The 23303-nt window shown below is 43.8% G+C and carries 26 protein-coding genes and 1 riboswitch; of the genes, 5 read left to right on the top strand and 21 right to left on the bottom strand.

Translation table 11 applies throughout. The features are described 5' to 3' along the window. Positions 1–2: 2 nt before the first annotated feature. From ACLBWT_RS18495 to ACLBWT_RS18410, 18 genes are all read right to left on the bottom strand, one after another. Positions 3–953 carry a copper amine oxidase N-terminal domain-containing protein gene (locus ACLBWT_RS18495; RefSeq protein WP_447664604.1) on the bottom strand — a complete coding sequence of 317 codons (951 nt, stop codon included), beginning with the start codon at positions 951–953 and terminating at the stop codon, positions 3–5. 53 nt (positions 954–1006) lie between these two features. Continuing rightward, entirely contained in the window at positions 1007–1606 is a 600-nt protein-coding gene (locus ACLBWT_RS18490) for an HD-GYP domain-containing protein (protein ID WP_447664603.1), read from the bottom strand. Between the two features lie 122 nt (positions 1607–1728). Then, entirely contained in the window at positions 1729–2406 is a 678-nt protein-coding gene (locus tag ACLBWT_RS18485) for a hypothetical protein (protein ID WP_447664602.1), read from the bottom strand. Continuing rightward, positions 2348–2821 (bottom strand): hypothetical protein, encoded by a 474-nt coding sequence (locus tag ACLBWT_RS18480; protein WP_447664601.1) that lies wholly within the window; start codon positions 2819–2821, stop codon positions 2348–2350. Before ACLBWT_RS18480 ends, ACLBWT_RS18485 begins: the two co-directional genes overlap by 59 nt. A 215-nt stretch (positions 2822–3036) precedes the next feature. Beyond that, positions 3037–3231: a hypothetical protein gene (locus ACLBWT_RS18475; protein WP_447664600.1), complete on the bottom strand. Its 195-nt coding sequence runs from the start codon at positions 3229–3231 to the stop codon at positions 3037–3039. 18 nt (positions 3232–3249) lie between these two features. Further along, positions 3250–3444: a hypothetical protein gene (locus tag ACLBWT_RS18470; protein WP_447664599.1), complete on the bottom strand. Its 195-nt coding sequence runs from the start codon at positions 3442–3444 to the stop codon at positions 3250–3252. Positions 3445–3638: 194 nt separating this feature from the next. Next, positions 3639–4514 carry a hypothetical protein gene (locus tag ACLBWT_RS18465; protein WP_447664598.1) on the bottom strand — a complete coding sequence of 292 codons (876 nt, stop codon included), beginning with the start codon at positions 4512–4514 and terminating at the stop codon, positions 3639–3641. Between the two features lie 15 nt (positions 4515–4529). Beyond that, a complete protein-coding gene (locus ACLBWT_RS18460) occupies positions 4530–5456 on the bottom strand; it encodes a type II secretion system F family protein (RefSeq protein WP_447664597.1) in 927 nt (308 codons plus the stop codon). Position 5457: 1 nt separating this feature from the next. Then, positions 5458–6855, bottom strand: coding sequence for an ATPase, T2SS/T4P/T4SS family (locus tag ACLBWT_RS18455; protein ID WP_447664596.1), 1398 nt, complete (start codon positions 6853–6855; stop codon positions 5458–5460). Then, entirely contained in the window at positions 6856–8112 is a 1257-nt protein-coding gene (locus tag ACLBWT_RS18450; RefSeq protein WP_447664595.1) for an AAA family ATPase, read from the bottom strand. It lies immediately after the preceding gene. A gap of 1 nt (position 8113) precedes the next feature. Next, positions 8114–9046 carry a hypothetical protein gene (locus ACLBWT_RS18445; RefSeq protein WP_447664594.1) on the bottom strand — a complete coding sequence of 311 codons (933 nt, stop codon included), beginning with the start codon at positions 9044–9046 and terminating at the stop codon, positions 8114–8116. Between the two features lie 23 nt (positions 9047–9069). Beyond that, positions 9070–10809: a hypothetical protein gene (locus ACLBWT_RS18440; RefSeq protein WP_447664593.1), complete on the bottom strand. Its 1740-nt coding sequence runs from the start codon at positions 10807–10809 to the stop codon at positions 9070–9072. A gap of 58 nt (positions 10810–10867) precedes the next feature. After that, positions 10868–11392: a hypothetical protein gene (locus ACLBWT_RS18435; RefSeq protein WP_447664592.1), complete on the bottom strand. Its 525-nt coding sequence runs from the start codon at positions 11390–11392 to the stop codon at positions 10868–10870. A 22-nt stretch (positions 11393–11414) separates the two neighbouring features. After that, on the bottom strand, positions 11415–12320 hold the full coding sequence (locus tag ACLBWT_RS18430; RefSeq protein ID WP_447664591.1) for a replication-relaxation family protein: 906 nt from the start codon (positions 12318–12320) through the stop codon (positions 11415–11417). Between the two features lie 17 nt (positions 12321–12337). Beyond that, positions 12338–13183 carry a 30S ribosomal protein S1 gene (locus ACLBWT_RS18425; protein ID WP_447664590.1) on the bottom strand — a complete coding sequence of 282 codons (846 nt, stop codon included), beginning with the start codon at positions 13181–13183 and terminating at the stop codon, positions 12338–12340. Next, positions 13180–13668: a hypothetical protein gene (locus ACLBWT_RS18420; RefSeq protein WP_447664589.1), complete on the bottom strand. Its 489-nt coding sequence runs from the start codon at positions 13666–13668 to the stop codon at positions 13180–13182. Before ACLBWT_RS18420 ends, ACLBWT_RS18425 begins: the two co-directional genes overlap by 4 nt. 96 nt (positions 13669–13764) lie before the next feature. Further along, a complete protein-coding gene (locus ACLBWT_RS18415; protein WP_447664588.1) occupies positions 13765–14388 on the bottom strand; it encodes a hypothetical protein in 624 nt (207 codons plus the stop codon). 186 nt (positions 14389–14574) lie between these two features. After that, positions 14575–14805, bottom strand: a complete 231-nt coding sequence (locus tag ACLBWT_RS18410; RefSeq protein WP_447664587.1) for a hypothetical protein — start codon at positions 14803–14805, stop codon at positions 14575–14577. A gap of 294 nt (positions 14806–15099) precedes the next feature. Further along, a riboswitch (cyclic di-GMP riboswitch) is annotated at positions 15100–15182 on the top strand. A gap of 37 nt (positions 15183–15219) precedes the next feature. On the opposite strand from ACLBWT_RS18410, the gene ACLBWT_RS18405 reads away from it, so the two are divergent. After that, positions 15220–15876 carry a helix-turn-helix domain-containing protein gene (locus ACLBWT_RS18405; RefSeq protein WP_447664586.1) on the top strand — a complete coding sequence of 219 codons (657 nt, stop codon included), beginning with the start codon at positions 15220–15222 and terminating at the stop codon, positions 15874–15876. Positions 15877–15881: 5 nt separating this feature from the next. On the opposite strand, the gene ACLBWT_RS18400 is transcribed toward ACLBWT_RS18405, so the two are convergent. Next, entirely contained in the window at positions 15882–16493 is a 612-nt protein-coding gene (locus ACLBWT_RS18400) for a hypothetical protein (protein WP_447664585.1), read from the bottom strand. Positions 16494–16772: 279 nt separating this feature from the next. Here ACLBWT_RS18400 and ACLBWT_RS18395 point away from each other — a divergent pair, with 279 nt between their 5' ends. Beyond that, on the top strand, positions 16773–17081 hold the full coding sequence (locus ACLBWT_RS18395) for a hypothetical protein (protein ID WP_447664584.1): 309 nt from the start codon (positions 16773–16775) through the stop codon (positions 17079–17081). 52 nt (positions 17082–17133) lie between these two features. Here the strand turns inward: ACLBWT_RS18395 and ACLBWT_RS18390 are convergent, their stop codons facing one another. Next, positions 17134–19605, bottom strand: a complete 2472-nt coding sequence (locus ACLBWT_RS18390; protein WP_447664583.1) for a type IV secretory system conjugative DNA transfer family protein — start codon at positions 19603–19605, stop codon at positions 17134–17136. A gap of 577 nt (positions 19606–20182) precedes the next feature. Here ACLBWT_RS18390 and ACLBWT_RS18385 point away from each other — a divergent pair. The 3 genes from ACLBWT_RS18385 (at position 20183) to ACLBWT_RS18375 (ending at position 22442) form a co-directional block, all read left to right on the top strand. Beyond that, the gene (locus tag ACLBWT_RS18385) at positions 20183–20848 is read left to right on the top strand and encodes a hypothetical protein (RefSeq protein WP_447664582.1); all 666 of its coding nucleotides are present in this window, start codon (positions 20183–20185) and stop codon (positions 20846–20848) included. 586 nt (positions 20849–21434) lie between these two features. After that, entirely contained in the window at positions 21435–21644 is a 210-nt protein-coding gene (locus ACLBWT_RS18380; RefSeq protein WP_447664581.1) for a hypothetical protein, read from the top strand. A gap of 354 nt (positions 21645–21998) precedes the next feature. Then, positions 21999–22442, top strand: a complete 444-nt coding sequence (locus tag ACLBWT_RS18375; RefSeq protein ID WP_447664580.1) for a hypothetical protein — start codon at positions 21999–22001, stop codon at positions 22440–22442. Between the two features lie 240 nt (positions 22443–22682). On the opposite strand, the gene ACLBWT_RS18370 is transcribed toward ACLBWT_RS18375, so the two are convergent. Continuing rightward, the gene (locus ACLBWT_RS18370; protein ID WP_447664579.1) at positions 22683–23285 is read right to left on the bottom strand and encodes a hypothetical protein; all 603 of its coding nucleotides are present in this window, start codon (positions 23283–23285) and stop codon (positions 22683–22685) included. Between the last annotated feature and the right edge of the window lie 18 nt (positions 23286–23303).

Genomic DNA, 23303 nt, shown 5'->3' with positions numbered 1-23303 from the left:
GATTACTCACTCCACTCAGGTTTTAAGAGAACAGCAAATGGAATACCCCTTGTGATATGCAAATAGTCAATATCTGTCGGCTTAAGGTTGCTCCAATTAGAAACACTGAGTTGATCCAGATCAGCCCTAGATGTAATTGGAGTGTATCGGACACTGATTTCTTTGTTCCCCTCATCCCAATCGCTGACACTCATTCTCAATCTTGCAGGACTATCAGAGATTAAGTAAAGAAGCTGCAGGCCAATAGCAGTATGGTCGGTAGAAGTTGCGCGAATGTATTTCTCGCCGGACTTACTATTGGCCAAATCAAACCGATAGTATGTAGTTGGTCCAATTTTGAATGGGAGATCTTTAGAGCTTAAGACCAAGGCTTTATTAAGACTGATTTTTCCTTGCTGCTCTGTATAAGCATTAAGAAGATAATCCCTATCGCCGTAATAACTTTTGTATTTCTTTATATCTACTGCTGTCGTGAGATCCTCAACTTTGGGAACTTCTTTGTTACCGATCCATACAAATTGAGTAATATTGTCCCACTCAACTGTCTCTCCAAAAGCCTCGCTGATAAAACGAAGAGGGACCATAGTCCGGCCATTGGTTGCCGTTGCAGATGCTCCCAGGGTAATGGTTTTTCCATTCACACTCGCCGTCTTTGCTCCTATTGTCAGCTTAACGGTTTTGTCACCTTTTACCATCGTGATGGCTTTGCCGCTTAAAGAAAGCTTCACATTGAGCTTCTCCGACACAAAGCGTAGCGGAATAAGAACCGTATTGTTTACCATTTGAGGTTTCGAATCTGGGAATTGTACTTTACGGGCATTGACAAGAACTTCAATGGAAAGCTTAGGCTGAATGATGGCATTATTACTTGCAGCTGCAGCACTCTTCAGAGGCCCCATAGCACCCATGGCTCCAATTACGAATGCTGTCAATCCAATGGCTAGTTTGTTCATTTTAATTCCCTCCAATTGATTCACTTCTGTTTACTTCGGTATTGCCCGTGCATTCAATTAGGCCGTTTAAAGTCCGACATGTGGATGAATACCTCAAGAATTTTAGGATCAAACTGCTCTGCATCCTTCTCCATAATGGCTATGGCCGTTTCATGCGACACAGCCTTGGAATACGGTCGATCCGATGTAAGAGCGGAGTAAGTGTCGGTTATAGCAGCTATTCGTCCGGCAAGTGGAATTTGCTGCCCTGACAGTCCCAATAAATAGCCCGATCCATTGAAACGTTCATGATGATAAAGGACGATATCCAACATCGTAGGTGGCATCTTATGAAAACGAAGCAAATCATAGCCGTCCGTGACGTGCTGCCGAAGTAGTTCACGCTCCTCTTCACTCAGAATACCTTTACCTTTCAAAACCGCGTCTGGCATACCTAATTTGCCGATATCGTGTGTTAAAGCACCTGCATAATAAAGGGCTGCATTCTGGCAATCGAAATGCTTAGCGAGACGAAAGCTTAAGCCGGCCATATGATGGGAATGAGCTGCTGTTAGGGGATCCCGTAACATCAGACAGGAGAATAGAACATCAACTACCATTGAGAACTCGCAACTATCACTATTTGCTCGACCTATAGCTTCCCTTATATTCAAGAGTAGGAGCACCTTCTCTCTCTATAGTGTTCAACCCAATAGCTGTATGTAATCTAATATATATACTAATATATTAACTAATATTATTATATTACAACCTTCCCATATCACCAAATAATTTCTTATCTTATTGTAAGATCAACTTCTTGCACGGCTGGAATCAAAAGAGGTTCATCCGAGAGGACACCTAGTCCTTTATGGTACGTATTTATGATGGCCACAATAGAAGGGCCGATTATTTTCTGATTTATCGTTCTGGATATTTCTTTGTCTGATCCTCCATTCAGTAAAACGGTGCAGTTTACCATATGAGTGTTTGAATCATAGGAGCAATTGCTTTGCTTATCGGTTAGGCTCGTGACCACGTTAGCTACGCTGTCCACATATAAAAGCTCATCCACATTTACAATGGCTTGATTGGGTAGGCGGCTTCCAGGGAGTGCCCTATTCTGACTATCAAGATTCATGTTTAATTGAAGGTATTTGTAGAACATATCTTGAGCCCTATAGCCGAGGGTTGTCGTGTCAAGTTTAAAGAAACCAGCCGTCAGCTGATCTTTATCATAAGATAGCGTAGCAGCATGAACGGCCGCATTGAGATCATTTTTTAATTTGTTGGTTTTATTGTAGAGCGATACATAATCCATACAGACGACTAAAATGGCGACACAAAAAATCATGGCAAACAGACTTATGAGCATGATGGAAATACCACCTTCTTGATTCCCTAACCTGCCTGGCTTAATTATATTTTTCACTTCGTCCATACCCTTCCAACCGGAAATAGCCTGGATCTTCACTCGACATCCCTCCCCCAAGCAGTATGAAAATCCGGTTTAGCTCAGTGGCTGGGTATTGAATGACTAGCTTGACCGTCGGATCCGGATCGTCACGAAAGACCTTGGTTCTTGTGCTTCCCGTAAAAGAGGGATAGGTTATGCCGTTCTTGGTCACTTCGGGATACCCCAGAGTGGCAAGCTTATCTTTCAAATCTTCTTCGATTTCCGAAGTAAAATAGCCCTGTGTTTGGACCATTTGTAAAGCGCGGTCTTTTACATCGTCGATTTTAGCTTGACGCATCATGAAACTGAAATAAGCGACTAAACTCAGCGTGATGCATAGGAATATGGGCAGAATGATTAAGAGTACGATCAGGTCCATGACTCCTTTTTCGTTTCCCAAGTATTTAGAAAAGCAAGTCTTCAGCCGCTTCAAGCTCCTTCACCTCCTTAGAAGATAAGGGAGGGTCTCCCCTCCCCCTTTCGATCTCATGGCCCAGGTGCATACCCGTAAGTGCGCACTTCATCTTTTAGATGGTTATAACCATCGCCAAGGCTTTTGCTAAGGCCACTATCTCCCCCAAATATCCACACGGATACGCCAACGCAGATGATTGCCGTAATGATGATAATGGGCAGCTTATCCATTTATTAATTTCCAGTCGGCAATGTTTGTCCGGAACCTGGAGCTACGCTGCCGCTGTAGTCAAAATCAGTCACCTTGTTGTGAACGCGCAGAGATCCGTTGTTTACGCCAGTGTTGATGCCACTTCCGCTGTTAAACATGTAGAAGCAGCCTCCCACCAAGAGAATGCAGACAATGAGCGGTATGATTAATTTGTCCATTCCTTTTCCTCCTCTCTATTAATCTCCAGTCGGCAATGTTTGTCCGGAACCTGGAGCTACGCTGCCGCTGTAGTCAAAATCAGTCACCTTATTATGAACGCGTAGAGATCCGTTGTTTACGCCGGTGTTAATGCCGTTCCCGCTATTAAACATATAGAAGCAGGCCCCCACCAACAATATGCAAACGATCAACGGTACGATTAATTTGTCCATGTCCTTATCTCCCTTTTCTCAATTTGGTTATTGGTTTGATGTAGCATTGATAATCTTCTCTTTAGTGTTATTGGCTCCATGGTCCAGACCTGCCCCAATGCCATTCGGGTTGTTGAATATAAAGAACGTGATTCCGATTGCAATTATGGAAACGACGATGGTAATAATCAACTTGTCCATTTTGTCCCCCAGTCCTAGAAGGTCTGCTGCATGATGGCGATAAAACTTCTGTACCACGGAAGCATGGTTAAAATACAGGCCACGATGAAGGGGATCATAATGACGAAGGTAACACGAAGCGGTGAAGCTTCAATCTTCTTTTTCACATGAAAGTCTCGCATCGTATCAATATTCCTAATCTGTTGGTGGAATAGCTCAATGATCTTATCTTGAGGTGCGTTCCAGCTGGCTAAGAGCGTGTTTGTTACTGGTAAAACCTCATTGATGCCAACATGATCCCCAAACCGATTAATGGCTTCTCGAGGGTTATCCATCCAATCGATCAGCATTTCATCCACATACGGCTTGAGCACCTTGCTAGTCCGTCCTGCCCTCCTTATCGCGTAATACAACGGAATCTTATCCGTTATACAAACAACTAAGCGGTGTGAAAATTGAACAATTTCATAGGCGAGAATTTCCCTCCTTTTATGAGCAAAGAACATAAGAAGAAGGGAGGGTGCTGCATAAAAAAGAATAACGAAAAGAATGAAACCAATTAACGGAAAGCTCGTGGTATAACCATCATTCATTGCACTTTTCAGGCAATACATACCGATCAAAACAATCGCTATGCCAATCGGCAACAGCATCTGCAGCAGCCTGAAATGGAAGACCTGCATTCCATATGGATGCCCTGCCGTTTTTAATTGACGGGCTATTTTGTAGTTCCCTTTTTTCGTGTTCTCTTTTTGAATCAAAGACTGGTAGAGATCATGAAAATTTTGCTTCCTTCGGAATCGTGCTGCAGGCAGCCTTAGACGCTTTTTGATTTTGATGGAAGCGAGAACTGGAATCACTACCAGCGCTACACCAAGTGCAAAAAGGATCTGTATTAACCATACTACCAACTTTATCCCCCCTTTCTATACGCGTTTTTTGCCCATATTTATTGCGGCAACGAACGATATAAACAACACGAAAATCGACAACGTTACCACTCTGACACCGGTTGGATCGTGAAAATAATACTTATAATTTTCCGGATCCATCCTGATGTTAAAGTAAACAGCAAAAGCGGATAAAGCGACCATAATAACGGTTCCCCACTTGTATGCTGTAAGCAACGTGATCCGCTTCTCCTCGTTATACATCGTGTTTTGCATTTCATTGATTAATTTAAATAGCGATGAGGTAATATCGACGCCGGTATCGACATGTGTAATCAAAATATCAACGAAATACTGCGCCCAGTCATTCCCTACTCGATCGGCAAATTGGATTAAAGCAGCTTCCGGTCGATCGCCAGTTTGGAGATCCATGATTAACCGATTCCATTCACTTGCAATTTCAAATGGTACCGTCCGGGCTGATTTGTAGATAGCCCCTTCCAGGTTGTCTGATTCCGTAAAGTACCCAATAAAGTTTTGAACCGTGGGAATCATGACGGAAGCCATTGCAAGCGTCTTTTTTTGATATTTTGACCAGCACCAGAGCAGTGGGACAGTAGAGAATAACAATGCAATGATAAGGTCATAAGGAACGTTCGGCATGATTTGGTAACAAAGCAGGAAAAATGCGACAAAGATGACCAAACAAATTCCCAAAAGATGGTTTGTCGATATCCGAACTTCAGCAATGCTCAGATATTCGTCCATCTTTTTAAAGAGAGGGGGATGCTTATATCCCTTCTTTTCGTCCTCTACACCGCGTCCGTTTTTTCGCCGTTTTTGATAGAAGCGGTTTCGCCGTAAGAGAACAACTCCGACCGCCAAGCTCTCCAGAACAGGACTTATGATGAAATAGGTGCCTACGATAAAAACTAGCATGAATGCTGCTTTAATCAGGAGCATGTTATAGCAGCCCCAATTCGATAAATTCTTTTGTTTCAGCTCCGCAGTTCATCATATGTTCCATGAGTTCAGGGCTGATTTTATTCCCCGTCCGAGTCCAGGATTCAGTCCGCCAATCCCATTCAAATAGCGGATTCATTTCAACTTCTCCATTTTCTCGAGGGACAACTTCCGTGATCTCGGTCATCACCCTCCTGCTCTTATATTCATTGACTTTGAAAAAACGTTGAAAAATGACGATGTTAAATGCCCTCGCAATGCGGCTTTTAAGCATAATGTCATCATGGGATCGCCCATCCTGCTTGACCATATCCATGATGTCCGTAATAATCATGCTCCGGTATTTGGAGTGGAGCGATGACAACGTATCGTGACCGCGCAAGGCTGCTTGTACAGCTTGCGATGCTTCGGCTCCCCGTATTTCACCCACGACAATCCGATCCGGGCTTTCGCGAAGTAGAGGCTTAAATGCCTCTTCCATTGTAATCCCGAGCTCAGGTAAGGATTGAAACGCAACAATATTTCTTCCCGGTAGCCGTTCATGCAGCATCATTTCGTGCTCTGTTTCAAGCGTAAGAATACGCTCCAGGTGAGGGATCTCCTTGGCCAAAGCATACAGGGTCGTGGTTTTTCCCGTTTTTGTCCCACCGGCTACAATAATGGAGGCGTGGTATTTCACCAACAAGCTCAGCAGTTTGGACATTTCCAAAGAAAGAGTGCCTTTCTCGACCAGACTTTGAAGACTCGGGTCCTTCAAGATAAAGTTCCGGATGGCTATGGTCGGAAAAGCAGAATAAGGCGCTTGAGTCATCGTTAGCCGGGCCTTGTTGTACATGTGCGTGTGACAGATGGGATGCTGCTCATTGATGCGTGCTCTCCCATAAAGAGCAAGTCTTTCCTGCAAACGAATGACCTGTTCCGTCGAATCAAAGCTTCTCGGGTATTTGACTGACACGCCATCTTTCATCACATAAATTTCTGTATCATTTACTTGAACTTCTTCAATGTCTTTTCCTTTATACAAATCTTCGATATAACCGGCACCTACCGTAAGCGCAAAGACTGCGTCGGATAGACTCATCCGATCCTGCAGTTGACCAATACTTGCATACAGCATTTTATCGTTAATGATTTGCTTAATCAGGGCTTTTACTCTTTCTTGAGCAAGTGGATTACCCAAGCCGGCCTGATGGATAATTTCTTTTTGTTCATCTTGAGCTGCAGCTGATCCGTCAGGCGCTTTGAGGGCTTCCTGGACGATCTTCACGACTTCATCCAAGGATCGATGCAAATACCCCTGTTTCAGTTGCTCATTTTTGATCTCTTGTCTATGGCTTTGAAGGTGCTCCACAACACTGAACTTTTTCCGGATTTTTCGAGTCATCATATTGCTACTCATTTATTTGCCTCCTGACCTTAAAAACCCAAGTACACCCATTCCTCTCGTTTTCCCTTTGAGCGCTCCTTTGTGGTCGGCCGGTAATGGGGAAAGTTCAATGTTTGCTCTTCGGGCAAGCCAAGCTGTAAATTGAAGGACGTCTTGTTTAAATTCCAATTGATCATTTTCAGGATCCATATAGATCGGCTTCCCGAAGTTCACTGCCCTGACTCCAGCGCCTTTTTCGGCATTTGATATATGAGACACTACCTTGGAGCCCATGCTCTTTTGAATCTGTAAACTTTCAAGCAATTTCTTGGAGCCGCGATTTAGGACAAGGTGGAAATCGGATTCCGCCAGACCATAATGCTGCCATACGCTGTTAAACCAGTCGTTCCAGCTCGATTGATAACTGGTTATGAGGGGCTGGACCACAACGATTCGTTCATCAGCATTTTTTACGACTTTAAGGGTTGCGGCCTGGTCTGGGTAGGAATGTACGTCTATTAAAATGACATCAAATTCCTGCTTTGCAACCCGAATGAGATGGGTCACCTCTTCAAGCGATATTTTCTCCGCCCACTCCCTACGTTGAATGCCGGTTAAGACATACAAATTAGGTACTTCTCGTACATTATGACAAGCTTTCATCAGAGATGGAGCTTCGAGAGTGCCAGAATCACAATCGGCCTGAATTAACGGGTAGCCTTTATCTGATGTAATGTGCAGGTGATCGCGAATTTCAGGACTCTTGAGGTTAAGGTCAATCAGGATTACCTTTTTGTCGGGTACCCTTTGTGCAAGACAAAAAGCAGTTGAGATGGCCAAGGTCGTCGAACCATCTTTTGGTGCTGCAGACATGAAACTGATCACACGACCATCCTCCGAATGGTTCGAGGATTTTGAAGGGTAGAGAATTCGTTTGATCTCATCAGACAACTCTTCTACCGTCAGCGCTCCAGGGACCAGTGACAGCTGAAAATCCAAGCTTAAACGGTACAGAATTTCTCGATAAATTGAGTCCGAACCGTCCGACATCAGAACAGTAATTTTTGTTTTTGCTGAAGTAGAAGTTCGAAGGCCATGAGCCCAATCCCATGGATACTGACTGCCAAAGAAATCCTCATGGACGAAGAGATGGTCAAGATCGGACGTATTGTTTAGCGTCTTTTTCAATTCCGCTTCTGTATAGGCAAAAACGATTTCATCTTTTGGAGATACAACGGTCGAGATAGAATCCGCGATTTGCGGCTTCGTGGTGGCATATACGATTTTCATGTTAGCCTCCATTGGATTCCGTTTGGATTTTATCAGTAGTTGGAGATGGGCTCGAGGAAGCTGCGGGGGCCTGGCTCGGGCTTGGGCTTGGGCTTGGAGAGGAAGAGTTTTGGGGCCCAGTGCTGGAATTTTCACTCACAATGGTTCCTAGCATTTCTTGTCCAGGAAGTCCGAGCCTTATGGTGCCTTCTTTTGCACCCGTTGCAAAGTCCTCATATTGTGCTTGAGACATGATAAAGGTTATATAAGCCGGTTGGCCAGTAGCGTTTTGGCGATAGCGTTCCCGATTATTTTCGTCACGGTCAAAAGGGTTTATGGCGAGGTTAACTGCTGCAGCATTCCCTGCATCAATAATCTCATTTCCATCCTGGTCCTTGATGTATGCGACCGTCAGATTTTCTAAGAGGACCTTACTAAAGACTTTTTTGAACGAACGATCAGCAGATGGATCGGCGGCTATTCTCCTTGCCTGCTCTGTTTCATCGAGCTCCATACCAGAGTACGCATCATATACTTTGGGCTGCGTATATTCGACCAATGCGCTTACTTTGTCCCCCCTGCGCACCATATTGTTGACGGCGTGTTCAAAATCTACCTTGAATCCTATGTACTGCTCTTTTGGACCTGGATATAAGTTGTCTTCCCCGATTTTCCACGATAGGATTTCCTCTGCTTCACCGATCGGAACAATGGCTCTTTTTCCTATGATGTCTTCAGGATTCGTAAGAGCATTTTCCATGTGTTGAACGGTTGGTATGGACACTGTTTTAATCATATTCGTGGTAATCAATTGGCCTGCTTGAATCATTTGAATCGGCTTAATGGTAGTCATCATGGTGATGTTCAATTCATAGCTTTTCATGTATTTAGAAAATCCGAATATGCTTCCGGCGATCAATAAAGCGCCTATCAGATACGATATCCACTTTCGCATAAATGATTTCCACTCCTTTCTTTCTATAACATCTTGGCCGGATTCTTTTCGTCCTCCAGCGATTGCATCTGCTTGAAAATGTGACTGAGTCTAGCACCGATCCCATACTGCTGTTTTAAGAGCCCATAGAATTGTTTGGGCAAGATGTTTTTGGCCAAAGGCTTAAAGCTTTTGGACAAAACATTTTTTAGCTTCGAATCGTCCCATGCCATCTTACCTGCCCAAAGTTGCTTGATTACTTCCGGCCCTAGTTCTGGAATATGAGCCGTCGGCGAATGGGCCATCGCTTCTTTCCACTCGTTATCCTTAATGAAGGAGTTCCATTTGTTTGCGATAATACGAAGCGGCTTCTCAGGATATTTTGTCATGAAAGAATCCACTTGTTTGAAATAGTGATTGAGTTGTATTGGGTCTCCATCGGCAACAATCCAGATCTCGTCCGACACACTGAGGATCATTTGGTTCAGATCATCTTGATAGTTGGATGAAATGTCACATAGCACGATGGGGAGTTTGCGAGCTGCCATAAGCAACGCCATTAAATCTTTCTCTGACCATCGTGACATCGGTTCAATAGTCGATGGCATCCAAGTCACACCATGATCGACCCAGTCATACATGGGAGAAACATGTCCGTTCTGTTTGATTTGTTGAGCCCAAGCCCGCCACTCTTTCGGTGCACGTTTTTCTCCGTGCATGAGCTCGTAATAGGTGGATCCCATGCTGGGGGATACCGGCTCTAGTACACCTACGGGTATCTTATTCTCCCCTAGCATCCGAGCGAAGTTTGATGTAACAAATGTAGCGCCAGCTCGGGGATACAAACTAACAACAGAGATAAGCTTTGAACTTACATGGATAGGTACATGAACCGTGATAATCTTTTCTTCTATAACGATTCTTTCTTTTATTTTCTGGAGTTTCGCTTTCTGCTCTTCTGGAGATCGCCGTTTCTTTAATTTTGGAGCATCAATTTTTGGTTTCTCCCGAATTTCAACTGCCAAGGAGCTTCCCGTCTCGACCAAAGAATCTTCGTGCATTACCTTCTCGCTTTGTTTCTCGATTGGGTCGGTTTCAACTCGAACTTGGTTTGCTAGATCCACTTGTCTTGTTTGGGTTGCTTGACTGGCTAAGTCGGGTATCACTTCAATTTTGGCAATTTTCTCGGCCGCTTCATCCAGGTTGCTGCTGCCCGTTACTTCATTCGATGTCTGAATGTTCTCCGATTTGGCAAGCTCAACTTCCGCAAGCGCTCTTGGCGCTTCTCGTTCTACTGTAGTCATTCCTGGCGGTTCAGAAGATAGGGAGTCCTGTACTTCTTCCAAAACCCTCCTTGCCGGCACTTCAGACACTTCATCGTCTGGTGTTTCTGCCACAACCGGAGTAGAAGCAGTGATTAGCGGCTTCTTCCCGCGTAACCGTTCTTCTAGCAGACCGGTGTCCAGTTCATCGTAGTGGACACACACATTGCCCTCGGCAGTTAACTGTTCAATGAACGAATCCTTTTCACGGTGATAAATCAGGAGAAACACCGTTTCCGGTGACTCCGTTTTGACTGTGTGGTAGAGGTTCAAAAACGATTCTTGCGACTTAATAACTGTCTCCGGTAGGATGATCACATCAGCCGAAACAACGGCATTCCATTGCGGGAAAAAGAAATCCAGACCATCTATGCTGCGTACAAATCGTCCATACTCGGTTAATTCTTCCTCAATCCATTCCGCAAAATCTTTATCGTCGTACGCCAGGAACAGTCGTTTCATGAGTTCACCTGCCTTTCAGGAATACTCGTATATATACTTACTAATATACGAGTATTAGTTATGTCGCTACTTCTGCAAATTCCATTGACGTAATGTTTGAGGCTTCGGGCAGATCAACCAGCAGCAGCAAGTAAAATTTCTTATCCTGCAAAATCAAATCAGCTTGCCCGGTTACCCGTCTGTCGTATGTTCCCTGTCGATACCCGGTCACCCGGAACGGTACTTCTATCCGACCCTCGAACGTCGATATCGATACTCTGTTCATCCATTTGAATGCAAGAAGCCGTGTGTCGTAGACGACTGATGTATTTTCCCCGAATTTGAGTTCAGTTTTGGATCCCGATTTGTAACCTTCCACGACTTTGCCTATGGCTCGGACTACCATTTGCGAAGGCAAGTTATACGTTTCCCTCACGAGGCTGTAGCATTCCTTTGATAATTTGATCTTATTGCGATGCGTCCGAGTCCGAAAGCCAATCTCGCTGATGTGATTACATACTTCATTGAAACGCATCATGACTTGTTTGAGTTGCCCATGCTGCCGTTCGTCCGTAAGCAATTCGATTTTCATCGTATACAGCACACTTCGACCCCTCCCTTCTTTGTTATCCTAAATCGTAATAGGTCTTCTCGCCTTTGTTATAAAAGAAAAATCCTTTTGACAAGTGCACGTTATCGAACAGTATGTCTTTATCGGTAATGAACCAGGTAGCGGCGCCCACGCCTTCTTGCTCCATGATCTTGCTAGCCAGCAGCGCTTTTTCGTCTGTTGAGACGAATACGACTAAGGTTGTTTCTTTTTCTACGTTAGCGAGATACTCTTTGAAGAAGCGAGCCTGGAAACGTATCGTTTTGACCCATTTTTCGTCCTCTCGATGACATAGAAGATAGAACGGCATTTCCCGTCCTCCTGGTGTTCGGAGGGCATATTTTGCTGTTGGAATTACCTGTGCTTCTTTCCATACCAGGGAGGGATGAAATTCGAAATGCACCATGTTAAATGCTTCTCGCAGTTTGATGTACAGCTCATTCGTGACGACATACCTCATCCGATACAGCATGCTTGCAGCTTTCTTACTTCGAGGATCCCTTGGTCCTGGGTTTATGCCGAACCGGAACTTTAGGATATCCGCACCACTATCACCCAGTTCGTACATGCTCGGTCTGCTCCGACCTGGTGAGGAATAACTTGTCCACTGGACGCGCCGGATAAGACCGAATTTCATCATACGATCGATTCTTCTTCGAATGGTATCTTCCCGTACGTCCGGAAAGAACAGTTTCTTTATTTGAGCTAGAACAAGCCATCGATGAACAAAGAGGAACTTAACCAGCTCTATTTCTCTTTCGGTGATCCAGTTACTCTGTATCTTCCGGTCGATGAAATCAAAATCATTATTCGGAAGCGGGCTTATATGGGTAACGAACGCAAACGGATCATCCCATTGCGGCTTTTCCGGTACAGCGTTATTTGGCTGTGGCTTGATGAGTGGGGAAACCATGTTCTCCATCAGTCGACGTCCTTCCCTTAGTAGAGTTCATGCGGGAACGCGACTATTCTGCTAGCCATTCTACGAGCTTTTGCGTGTATATGTTTGACGCGAACGGTGCAAGTTTTTCCCTCAAGGATTCCATCACGAGGCATTTTTTGCGGGAACCAGCAAAGCGTTTCAACCCCCGGCTCCAGTTTCACAAAAACTCCCACATCTTGAACGACGCTTGTAATGTGGCCGGCATAAAAGTTTTCTACGCCATATTTTTCATTGACGCGTGCCCACGGATCTTCAAGTAGTTCTTTTCTTGAAACCCTGACCTGCTTTTTTTCGCGGTCGATATGTGTAATTTTGACGGTAAGTTCTGTTCCAAGCGGCAGCAGGTTCCGGCCGGACATCGTCCAGTCGTATTCGTAGTCTTGAATCGGCATTACGCAGATTACTCCCTTGATGCGGATATATATGCGCTCGTCCTCAAAACCCGAAACTTGGCCGGTTACGATGTGTTGTAGGTCGGCTGTCTCCCAAAATTCTTCCTGCAGTTCTTCGATGGCTTGGACGCGGGATAGAAGGACGATCCCTTTTTCTTCATCAAAGACCTTAACCTGCTCAGCGTCTTTTCCGAGTTTCGTTACATCCAGCACCATGAAATCAATCGTATGGTCGATGAAGCCGACAAGGGACCGATATTTATGGCGATCGAATTGATCCTCATAAATCAATCCCTTTAGGCCATTGTTTAAGTGGATAAGTGCACATTGCATGTTCTTGCCAAGTGGCGAGTGGTTTTCCACACCGATTACGAGACCTTGATGAATCTGCCTGCGCCGCAGGGACGTTTTATACTCTTGAATCGGGTTTGCAGCTAACGCTTCATTCATCCTGTTTTCCTCCTTTTTTTCACATACAGATGATAGCGGTTGGCACCCAGGTTGCTGATACCAACGAGATTCACATTCCCATCATTCCTGTCAATCACAAGCAGCGATTTTGTCTTGAAATGTGCATTGACGATCGGTTCATCGAGCTCGGTTTCCCAAGAGACTCGATAGATCTCGTTCATCTCCGGGGTAATGTTCGATAGGTCTACGTGCACGGTGATGGTTCTTTTGGCAGCTCCGCCTTTATCATCACGGGTCGGATCTATCTCGATTAACAGCGAACGAACCGTTTTGTTTTCCTTTGCCCATTCGTTCAATAGTTTGGGCGTTGCCTTCCTCATGTGATCAACAATGGCAAAGAGCGGAACGGACTCAAACATGTAAAGCCAACTGTTATAGTACCTTTCCAGCACTTTGACATTACACTTTGGATGCGTCAGGACGAAATCAAGCTCCTCAATGAAGTTTGGCGGCTTAGCTCCCATTGCTTACTCCCTTCAATAAGAATGATAGCTATATATAGAATAATTAACTAATATATATACATATATACTACTATACGACAATTGGAAAGAGAAGGACTATTTTACTCGAGACAAATGACTTGCCCGGCTCTTTTTCGGTCTCTCGGTTCGCGGCTGATCGCATGCCGGTTGCTGCAGATATATTTCAATAAGTGGTTTCCCTAGACGGTCAGACATACAGTTAATTCCGTACGCATTTCCCTCATACGTGATGACTACTTCCTCGTCATATAACTCTCCCGCTTTTACTTGGTCGAGGACATACAGCAGGATCTCTTTGCTGTGAGGGATCTCACCGTTTACCTCTGCTTCCGGATGGTTGAAGAGCTCCATCAGCCCCTTTGAAAAGTGTTTCGCAGGCAGACCGGTATCAGGATTCAAGATAGTAACGATCCGAGCCTCATCCGCTTCCGGATAAACTACGTGAGCAAGTCCATCATCACCTGTCTCCAGTCTGAAAAGTCTCCCATTGTAGTTCCACGTAGCGTTAATGTTGAATTCGAGACTGAAGATTCGATCCAGAATATCGAGAAGCAACAATTCCGCCTCTTCTCCCCCCTGCTCTACGATAATGTCAGGATATCCATAGTAATGCAGGCCATGCGTTCTGGCGTAAAGGAAATTCCCGTCCAAATCGGTAGTAGTTACCGGCAGCAGTGATGGGTCGAAAAAATGGCGCATATTGTTACCTCCTCCCTGTATCTAAACTCGATTATATCCCCTTTCCTGATTTTCTCATAATTTTTTGCTATTGAATATTTTAAAGTATTATATAAGTAGATTTATTCAATGCGAGATAGCGTGCAAAAAAGGGAGAAGGTTCAACATTTCTGTTCCCTCTCCCCTGTCCATTAACGGGATTTTTAGTTATACAGCCAGATCGATTTTTTCAATGATCGGAACATTTACCTTAGCGGATTTGAGCAACCGATCCCGCTCCATTTTGGCAAGATCAATCACGTTTGCTTTGGCTTCTTCCACCGTGTCACCCATTGCGCCCAAACGCAGCTCAGGAATATACGCCGAGAAATTATTGTCGCCCTGGTTTCCTTCAATGAGGATGGTAATCGTAACATTCGTTTTTGGCAATGCTTGCATAATAGTTCTTCCCTTCAACGGTGTTGATATTCCAATTCGGGTCGATCAGAGCTTGCGTTTGAGTGGAGTGTGTCTTTTGTACTATAATAAGTACAGGCAAATTGTACTATATACCCGACTCTTCGGTCAACATCTTTCTTCCATTTTTGGACTCTATTAGACACTGTTCGACATAATGGGAATTTGATGATTTCGACACACTATGCTCAATGTACTATACTTACTAAAGTTAAGTAATATTCGACTAATTCTACCCACAATATAGGTTAAACATGGTATATTTTAATCAGAGGTTGTATGCAGGGGCAAACTGCGTGAAAATGCAGGACGCAAAACTACGGGTCTAATGCGAGAGCTATGATAGCCGGGTCGCCAATTCTCTGCCTAAACCTAATGCAGAAGGGATTTTTCTCAATGAATCAAAACATCGGGCAACATCTGGAAGCTCTGCGTATGTCATGCGGTTATAGTTTGAGGGAAGCAGCCAAGAGGAGTGGGTTAAGTCATGGCTATATCCGTGATGTGGAACTTGGTGTAAACCGTAAATCCGGTGCCCAAATGATTCCCATGCCTCAAACACTTCGCAAGTTTGCTGACGCTTACCGGGCAAATTATAACGACCTGATGCGTATTGCCGGCCACTTTGAAACGACATTGAATAACGAAAGACCTTATGAACTGATTGAAATCGACCTTAATCGTGTTTTATATATACAGGTAGATGAAGACAATCGTGTAAATTACCACATGCAAGACAGTGTCTTTACCGAGGGAAAATCACTGCATGAGTACATGATCCTTGAAGAAAAGTTGGAGAATGCCGGTTTTTCTCGCGTCCAAAGCGGCATCTATGCAAACCTCAATCAAGCCCGCACTTTTGACGAAAAAAATGGCCGTATCTTTTTTGATGAAAACATGGCTGGCAAGTTCGTTGAGATTTCGTGGATCCGCGCACAAAAATTCCGCAGTTCCATTAAACGAGCGATCGCTAACAACAACAACCTTAATATGGAAATAAAAATAGAGTGCAATTCCAAACTCTCCATGGTCATACGTAACATTGTCCACTAAGCTTATTATTCTAATTCCAGTCTTATCGAATGGGCCATCAAGTAGATAAGATCGAAAATGATGGCAGCCGTAACAAGAAAGAAGGCGACATGATCCGGAAGGTACGACATCATGTAACCCGATAACGAAAGCAGCGTAAAAAAACCTACGCTGATACGTTTTGTTTTCCAGCCGTGCTTGGCCTTTACCCTCGGACTTCTAATGAAAGTAAACTGAAGCTTGAGGGTAACGACCAGCTGTGCTAAACCAGCGAAGGTTAATGCCAGGATTATATCTTCCTCAATTCGGGATGAGGGGTCACAGAAGAAGTACACTGTGTTTCGCACCAAAATCCCGATTCCAAGAATTGTCGCTGTTATGAGTACGGCTTCCGCCCACTGCTTCTTGAATCTCAACCGCCAAATTAACAATAACATGGTGATACATTGAGCAAACGTGCCGAATCCATCCAGGTTCTCGAATTGGATTGCTAAACTTGTGACAATTTGCATGCTCACCGAGACGATGATCAAGTTGACGAGTTTGTTTTTGTAGCCATATAACGCGAATCCAAGTATTAATAATACAGGCCAGCACAAAAAATTAATGATAAAATGATGCCAAAATAATGGTTCCATTTATATATTTTACCTCTCTCACGACTTTCTCATGATGATGATTCAATCCATTTGAAACGGGTTAATGAATCAATGCTCTTTCTTACATATATCGACTTTTTCTAACGTTTTATTACCCGTTCCTGTCGAAAAAATAATATTTTGTCTATTGGTGTTGTTTTCCTCTCCCGTCTTAATGTATACTCTCTAGTTTGCGGACTGATAGCTGTATGTAATTTACTCAATATATATGTTAGTATATTAGTTAATGAATCACTTCCATAAAGGGGCGTATTGGCCATGTTTGATTTTAAAATTGAGGGTTCATTGAAACCTTATCTGGAAATGGCGGTTAAAAATTTACCGAACGGCCCGAAACTCGTTATGCAGGCTCTCGCTAAACGTGATTGGAATAAGGAAGATTTGTCTCTTAAAAGTGGTGTTCGCCGCGGCGAATTGAATTTTGCTGTCTGTTACTTGGAAGGCTTGGGATTTGCGGGTTACGACAAGTCCGGAAGACAAAAGTTATACACCCTCTCCCCTCTCGGTCGTAGAGCTTATGAAATGTTTAATGAAAGCTTCCATGATATAAAAAATGAGGAAGACTAATAAGCACACAAAAAAAGGCCGGCGATCGCTCGTCGGCCTTTTGCTTGTTGCATTACCCAGCTTCCGTACCTTGATTATTTCTTTCAGCTCGGCTTGATTGTGCATTCCGGATTAAGTTTTCTTCAAGTTCGTTTAGCTTCGGGTTAGTTTTTGCTGCTACCTGTGGTCCTTCTGGATTTTGGGCTTCTCTCTTCTTCTCCGTCCCTTCTTTTTCTTGAACCGGTGGTTCAGTTGCTGCAGCAACCTCTTTTTCTGCTTGTCCCCCGTTATCCCATGCGGAATTACGAACCGATCCGGTGTTTGATTTTTCTATTTCTTCCCCCTCTCCCTTATCCATCTCTCTTGCCTCTCGTGCTTTTTTCTTTATGCGATCAAGTTTGCTCTCTTTCTGCGGTTCTTCTCTTTTGGGCTTTGGTTGTTGAAGTTCTTCACCTCGCTCCTCATCTAGGCCAGGTTGCTGTTTTTCCGAAGAAATGTGTTTTAGTTCAGTACCTTCCACCGAGATGGTCGCCTTCGTTTCCACGGTCGTTGTGAGAGGTTCAAATAGTTTACGTGGCAGCGGGTAGACTAGCCCGATGACCGGATCCATTCTGACGTTATTCTGTACACCTCTAAACAAACATTCCCCCGCCTCACTTGTCTCGGGATTGTAACCCTTCAAGCGAGTAATTTCGCTTGGAAGAATTCGATACCGTTTTTCCTCTTTTATCTGCGTCTTAAAGCCGGTGGTGGACATTTCATCTGTACCGCTGCTAATCCCTATCTGATAATCTTCACCGATCATGTCGGCATAGTATTCTGCGTCATCATTATCGAGACCGGCCAGGATGAATTTTTGAACGGCGTTTTGTTTGACCATGACACTCAGTCTTTTGCTCACATCCTCCAACTGTACATTTCCTTGGTGGATGACATTCACGAAGACCTCGAACTCACGTGCCATTTCCAAAAACGTCGAGAATTCTTCATCGGCAAACATTTCGATCTCGTCCACCGTTAATTGGTGAGGCCGGACTTTCTCTTTCAAATTACGCCGGAATGTACTTGCCCGAAGCAGGTTTATGTACAGTCGGCCTACCGTGTAGGTCAGGGTTTGCAACGTACCATATGCTCCGTTAACCAATACGACTTCCCCATTCCGCAGGGAATCGTCAATATTGAACGTCGATGGTCCGCAGAAGATACGTTGTATATACTTGTTAGAGGTTAACTCGCTCAAATAATCATACAGGTTTGAATAGGTCTGCATAGCGTGTTCCTGTAATTTCCCGCCTGCAGCCATATTCCGTGTATATTCTAACAGTACGGGTACTTCCGTTTCTTTTCCGATCAGTTCATACATGATTTCTGCTCGGTAATCATCATTGATCGGTTGAATCAATTTGTTTAGATCAAGATAGGTACAATCATTCCCGAAAGCCATTTTCAGTGCTTTAATGCCAACCCTCAAGAGCTGTGTTGAACGACTTTTGAAGTATGCTTCAGCGTCTGGCCCCAGGTAACCGTGGAATGCGGAGACGTTAGCCTCGATCATTGGCTCAATATCTTCGCCTTCTGGTACATACAGTGGGTTAAGAACATCGGTTTGTTCATACTCCGGGTCCAGTCTGCGATAAGTTCTCCCGGTCCGATCCATGAAATTAGAAAGTCGGTTGATGAGTGACCCTTTCGGTTCGATGATGGTCGATCCGATGAAGTCATTCAGCAAATCTTGTGTAATGAGGTTCGTAGCGAGAAGCGTTTTACCGGCGCCGGTACCCCCGATGATTTGTGAATGCTGGGCACGGTCGCTCCTACCGAGGATCTTCAACTCACTTTGCTTTTCCTTCGTCGGAACCGTATTAAACAGCTCCAATTTACATTCTTCTGAATAGTACCGGAGGTGACTCAAACATCCCTTTTGGTTTATATCAATCACATCCAAGTTCATAAGCTCGTCAGTCTCCACTGATTTTTTATTTCGTTTTGGGTTCGATGCTCCGCCCGTTTCAGACGCTAAAACAGCCTCCTCCACCGTGCGTGTAAGTTTATTAAATACCGTGGATCGTATATTTAGATGGAGCGTGTAGTACAACGTCAGGACTATTACGCCTACAAACATAATCGAAGCAATAATCAAGCCAGTGCCAATCGGGACAAAACGCATAATGATTTGACCGGCAGCCATTATTGTTAAAGCGTTCAAAAACGTCTGAATGATCGGCTTGGAGTAAGTACTTTTAAAAAACAATGGGCACGAGTATATCAGATGACCTAAAAAGCATGGAAGCAACAAAGGGATTGATCGATAGAACACTGGCCCCCCTATTCCGTAAAACAAATCCTGGTACCTTCCAACCATCCAGAGAAAACATAAAATGCAGACGAGTAATATGGATATTGCCTGCATGTTCCACATGGAGTTTTTATTAGCAGGATCCATTGTAAATCTTCGTACAGCGATGTACGAGGTCTTGATCATAAAGGCAATCGTATGCCCGATGGCTGACAGAATTCCACCAAAAACCATGCCAATAAATTTCAAACGAGCTCCACCCCTCCAATAGTTGTATGTTAGTTAATATATATATTAACGTTCACTCCCCACTTTGTCATTTAGTTTCCCGATCTCTCACTCCAACTCCCCCCTGTGTTTCACTTTTAATAAACCAAATGTGATACGGTGCCGCGATATGATTCACCTATGATAAACCAAATGTGATACGGTGCCGCGATATGATTCACCTATGATAAACCAAATGTGATACGGTACTGCGATATGATTCACCTATGATAAACCAAATGTGATACGGTACTGCGATATGATTCACTTATGGTAAACCAAATGTGATACGGTACTGCGATATGATTCACCTATGGTAAACCAAATGTGATACGGTACTGCGATATGATTCACCTATGGTAAACCGAATATGATATGGTGTTTCACTATGAATTACAGTTTGTTAATCACTTGTTGGAGTGATATAGGAGGTTCATTCATATGTGATTCATATGTGGATGACGAATTTCGTTAAATTGTGTATGATAGTTAGGAGAATCTATAAGATAAACGCTGGAAAGATCACATATGATCCACATTTTGGGGGAGGGAAGAGGCAATGGAACTGACCAAGGCTTGGAAAATCACTGAATTTTCAAAGCTTGTAGACAAGCATCACAACACGATCGACCAATGGTTTAAGGCTTTGGAAGACAAACGGATTCACTATGTTAATAGAATCCTTGGAGAAAAAATTTATGATGAAACCGACTTAGAAATTGCCAGGTACATAAAAGAAGGGCGAGAAAAGAGCTATAATCTGCAGATTATCTTTGAACAGCTGCCGTCCGTCTACGAAGTTCGGCCTTTTCCGGACGATTGGTCTACAAGTAGTGATTCACTTGTTGACTATGAATCGATCCGGAGGAAGATGGAACAGCGGTTTGAGGAGAAGATTGAAGCCGCAAAGTCTGTTCTCTTTGAAGAAGTGATGATCGCCACAGCTCGAGTCATTGAAGAACAGCAGAAATTGCTTCCGCCGGTTAAAACAATTGAAGAACAGCAGACCGAACGCGTGAACGATATAATGACACGGTTGCGTATCGAACGTAAGTTGGAGGACCTTGCGATTCATGCATGGGGGGAGTTGCCGGATACAGATCGACTTAGAAAAGTAGGATTGTTCCGGAAGGATGAAGATTGGGGGAAGAGAGACGCCTTCATTCGTCGCTATGTCCAAGAACACATCGAGGATGCTTTGAAAGAGGAATATGGATTGAAATAGGGGCGCCTTGTGGCGCCCTTGTTGTTTGTCACGGTCCATATGTTGTCTACACTTGATTCATTACATGTGCCCAACAAGCGAGAAAAGTTCAGCCTTTTTTATAATCGCATTCAAATCAAATTCAAATCGCATTTAAATCGCATTCAAATCACATTCATATTCAATCTATATTTGATTCTAATTATATTAGAATCGCATCCAAATTCTATTGCAATAAAATGGCTAGCAATGTTTGCCAAACGACCAGTTTTCATAGTTCTCTATCTGGAATTCTCTTGCTATTGTCGCATCATCAAAGCAGAGCCACCCGCCATCCCGCTTCATTTGCTTAATGCCTTTAAAACTCGTCTCCGCTTTCTTTCCAACATATTTACAAGTGCAGCTTTCGTGCAGCGTGCACTTCCGGTTAGGACGATCCACGTTAAGCCAAACCATTGTCGTTAACCCCCATTTCCAGGACTTACATATTGTTACCCTAAAAATTGCCATGAATGTCGTTTTGTAATATTAAAAGTACACCGACATCGGTATAACCGTAGACAAGGTGGGCTCGAGTTCAATATATATTTAGATGGGGAAGAGGTAGATGAAGTTTTACGATTATCTGGCAGCTTGTATGATCGCGGTAATCGCTGGCCTTAATCCAGCTTTCGTTGTCCTTGACCGTGATGACAATGCCGCGCAACCGTTTATTATCGCGGGATACGGGATATATCCTTATGCTTTTGATCATCGCGTCGCTTGCGGCATTCGTGGCCAAGCGCCGGCCAGTGGAAGAACTCACCTCAGATGTTGATACGGAACGGAAAGAGATTGTGGTAGTTCTAGACTAAGAAGCGGCGTTAAGCTAGAGGGCAGTTGAGCTTCAATATGGTTGTTTCAATGACGCAACAACAGCTGCCTGACAAAACGTACTCTGATGATTTATGATGGTATAATTTAGGATGAGCGATTGGAGGGGAAATCATGAGTTGTACAAAATGTAATCATCAGTCTTATACGCTAATCAACAGAAAAAGAGTAAAAACTGATAAGGGGATTATTATCATAGAACTTAGACAGTGTAATAATTGTTTTCATCGCTACAAAGTGGAAGTAGTAAGCTAATAGGGGGAAATATTATGACAAAGGATCAAGAGCTGCTTGATAATTGAAGAAGGAAGAAGAAGAAAAAGAACGGAAAAAGGAACTTCATTTGCGGCTAACACCCGATAGAATTGAAGAACTGAAGGGAATGCCCTGTGAGTCTTACGAAGGTCCCGAACCGAGTTCAAGTAATTCTGAAAGTCGGCAGGAAACTATCTATTTATCTGATCTAGTTGGGTCTGCAAAACCAATCCATCCTGGGCCCAATTGGTATGAGTGCTTGAAAGACTGCCATAAGATGAGTAATTTTGATTCTTCATATACCTTAGATTCTTATAAAAAGGTTCTGGAGAATCCAGGTAATGACTACCCTGTAGTAATTAAGTATAAAGGGAAGTATTACATTGCTGATGGAGGGAAGCATAGACTGACAATAGGGAAAATTATTGGAGTCACCCAGGCATCGGTTATCGTTAAAGAAATACACGATATCAAAACGGATAACTGAGCTTGTGCCAGGTAGTGTTTGATCCAACTGACATATATATAAAGTGAATATCACAAATTTTGATTCAACTAACGGGAAACGATAGCTTAATAAAACTGCGGCAGTCTAGGACCTTTTTTTATCGTCGATGGCTGCCACTGTTTCTATTCTGGGGCCAGTCTAATACTTATTTTACTGAGACTGAGGGCTTGTAATGAAATTGAAAGACGCCTCTCCTTGAAAATAGAAGAGGCGTCTTTATTAGTTTGCGAAGGAATCTATTACATCAGAGCCGAATTTCTTTTTTCCTTTTCGTTTCTGAGGCGATTCCGATGCGACTGCATCTTTTCCTTGTATTTTTCGTTCGCTTGTTATTGCCTCATTCATGTTGTCTTGTGCCACGATAGCAGGTAGTTGATCCCCAGAAGAGGAATCCGAAATGTTGTTCTGCGCTCTAAATCCTTCCCCGTTTGACTGCTCGGTTGCCGTAATATCGCTGCCGGCGCTTCCTTGTATTGTACTCTCGACAGCTTCATCTTGTGAGGTCACTGGCGCCACGGACTCAGTCTGTACATTTGCAGAAATGGCATTGGGGGAGGATTGTGCGGCTATATACGACTGCTCCCGTACGGGACCAGTTGTCTGATAGGCAGACATGGTCTTTAAGCTATCTATCGTCCGGAATTGAGGGATGAACAGTTGCAGATTACGCAGGCCGTTCTCAGCGATTTCTTTTTGGATTAAATACCGAATTGAATCGCTGTACATGGATTGCATATTGACCCAATCCATCAATAATTGCTCTTCATCTTCCCGGGTTTTCATTACAATCGGTTTTCCCGGTACAACAGGTGTTTTCTTCAACGTGCTCACCCCCAATCG

Source organism: Paenibacillus sp. D51F, assembly GCF_053345695.1.
This window is presented reverse-complemented; position numbering and strand designations above follow the sequence as displayed.